Annotated in this window: 2 protein-coding genes; both read left to right on the top strand. The window is 65.1% G+C overall.

Going from position 1 to position 2,723, the window contains the following annotated elements:
- Positions 1-16: 16 nt before the first annotated feature.
- Positions 17-1,729, top strand: coding sequence for a beta-ketoacyl reductase (locus ACFWPJ_RS29800; RefSeq protein WP_378856388.1), 1,713 nt, complete (start codon positions 17-19; stop codon positions 1,727-1,729).
- Positions 1,730-1,747: 18 nt separating this feature from the next.
- On the top strand, positions 1,748-2,723 hold a 976-nt coding region (locus ACFWPJ_RS29795; protein WP_378856386.1), incomplete at its 3' end, for a beta-ketoacyl synthase N-terminal-like domain-containing protein.

Below are 2,723 nucleotides of genomic sequence, written 5' to 3'. Positions count from 1 at the left end.
GGACCTGCGCGGTCGCATGCCGCTGGAGGACGGTATGGTGTCGCGGATGCACAGCGTCGTCCACGATGCGTTGAACGCTGTCCAGACCTGGTTGGGCGAGCCGTATTTCGCGGGCAGTCAGTTGCTGATCTTGACCGCGGGCGCCGTGTCGATCGGTGACGAGCCGATAGACGACATCGCGGCCGCGGCGGTGTGGGGTCTGGTGCGATCGGCGCAGTCAGAAGACCCGGAACGAATCCTATTGGCCGACACCGATACCGACGGTGTGCCCGAACTCCGCGGACTGGTCGCGCAGGTCTTGGCCGCTGGTGAACCTCAAGTGGCGATCCGGAAGGGTGTCGTGCACACCGCCCGGGCCACGCGGTTGCCCGCGACGGCGAACACCGGGACCGAGACGGAGCTCAGGGCCCGGTTGTCGGTTGGATCCGTGGTGATCACCGGTGGCACAGGTGGTTTGGGTGCGATGATCGCGCGGCACCTGGTCAGCGCATACGGTGCGCGCTCGCTGATCCTGGCCTCGCGCCGCGGCAGATCCGCACCCGGAGCAACGGAGACGGTTGCCGAGCTGACGGCGCTCGGTGCGCGGGTCACGTTGCTGGCCTGTGACGTGTCGACGCGAAGTGGCGTGGAAGCGCTCATAGCGGCGGTACCGCAGGACGCGCCCTTGGTGGGTGTGGTGCACACCGCCGGTGTGCTCGACGACGGCGTCGTGTCGTCACTGACCCCTCAGCGCGTGGACACGGTGTTGGCGGCCAAGGCCGATGCGGCATGGTGGCTGCACGAGGCCACCCGTGATCTGGATCTCGCGTTGTTCGTGCTGTATTCTTCGGCCGCCGGCACGCTCGGCACTGCGGGACAAGGCAATTACGCGGCCGCCAACACCTTCCTCGACGCGTTGGCCGAATTCCGGTGTGCACGGGGTGCGGCGGCGGTCTCGATCGCGTGGGGCTTGTGGGACACCGCTGTCGGCATGGGAGCCCGTCTCCGCGGCGAAGATACCACCCGCCTCGGGCGTGACGGAATCCTGGCGTTGACGCCCGAACAAGGCCTGTCATGGTTCGATACCGCCCTGGTCGGAGGCCAGGCGACGGTGATCGCGGCTCGTCTGGATCTGTCGGTATTGTCTGGCGCGACGGTAGTTCCGTCGATCCTGCGTGGTCTGATCCGGGCAAATCGACGCGCCGTCGACCACACCGCCACTGCCGTCGACGGAGTACCCGAACTCCAGCAGCGCATCCTCGGGCTGCCGGAGACCGAGGCGTTGCAACGGGTACTCGATACCGTCCGCCTGCAGGTCGCTCGGGTGCTCGGGCACGAAGGCATCGGCACGGTCGATCCCGACCGGAATTTCCGTGAACTCGGATTCGATTCGCTGACCGCGGTGGAAATTCGCAACCAACTCAACGCAGTGACCGGCCTGCGCTTGCCTACCACGCTGGTATTCGACTATCCCTCACCACGGGTTGTCGCCGAGCACATTCTGGTGCAATTCGATAAAACGGCACCTCGGGAACGTCTCGACAGCGCCGTCGACGAGAAGAATATTCGTGACTATCTCGCGACCGTGCCGCTGAGCGAACTCAGAAGAATCGGAATGTTGGACAGCGTGCTCGCTCTCATGGCCGACGCGCACATCGCGGACATCGATACCGTGGTCGAGCAGGAGCTCACCGATGACATGGATATCGAGGCGCTGATCCAGCACGTGATTGACAATCGGATCGATTAAGGGTTTCGGAGATAGATCGTGGCACTTTCCATCGAAGAACTGACCGATGCACTGCGCATCTCCGCTCGGACCAACGCGGCTTTGAAAAAGGCGAATCAGGAACTGCAGGCGTCGCTGGCGGAACCCGTGGCGATCGTGGGAATGGGATGCCGGCTGCCCGGCGGCATCGCCTCCCCGGAAGACTTGTGGCAGTTGCTGATCGACGAAGGTGATGCCGTCTCGTCGTTCCCGACCGATCGTGGCTGGGATATCGAGGGCCTGTTCGATCCCGAACCGGGGGTGGCAGGAAAGTGCTATGTGCGCGAAGGCGGTTTCCTGCACGAGGCGGGCTGGTTCGATGCCAGCTTCTTCGGCATCTCTCCGCGCGAAGCCCTCGCGATGGACCCGCAACAACGGGTGCTGTTGGAGACGACCTGGGAAGCGCTCGAACACGCCGGCATCGACCCGAACACACTGCGTGGCAGCGACACCGGTGTCTTCGTCGGAATCGGCAACCTCGCCTATGGCGGCTTGGCTTCGGCCAACGGGAAAGAACCCTCGGGCTACGAGCTGACCGGTACACCGCTGAGCATCGCGTCGGGCCGTATTTCCTACGTGCTCGGCCTGGAAGGGCCGGCCGTGTCGGTCGATACGGCGTGCTCCTCCTCGCTGGTCGCACTCCACCAAGCCGTACAGGCCCTGCGATCAGGGGAATGCTCCATGGCTTTGGCCGGTGGCGTGACCGTCATGGCGACTCCCGATGTGTTCGTGGGCTTTTCCCAGCAACGCGGACTGGCCGCCGATGGCCGCTGCAAACCGTTCGCCGAGGCCGCCGACGGCACCGCCTGGGGCGAAGGCGCAGGCGTGCTGGTACTGGAGCGGTTGTCCGACGCACGCCGTCTCGGCCACGAAGTACTGGCGGTGGTGCGTGGTAGCGCGGTCAATCAGGACGGAGCGTCGAAAGGATTGACCGCGCCGAACGGTCCCGCGCAACAGCGGGTGATCCGCCGCAGCC

The organism is Nocardia sp. NPDC058497, from assembly GCF_042720195.1.
In the GTDB taxonomy this organism is placed as follows: domain Bacteria; phylum Actinomycetota; class Actinomycetes; order Mycobacteriales; family Mycobacteriaceae; genus Nocardia.
Note: the sequence above shows the minus strand (reverse complement) of the source record. Positions and strands in the feature narration are given on the sequence as shown.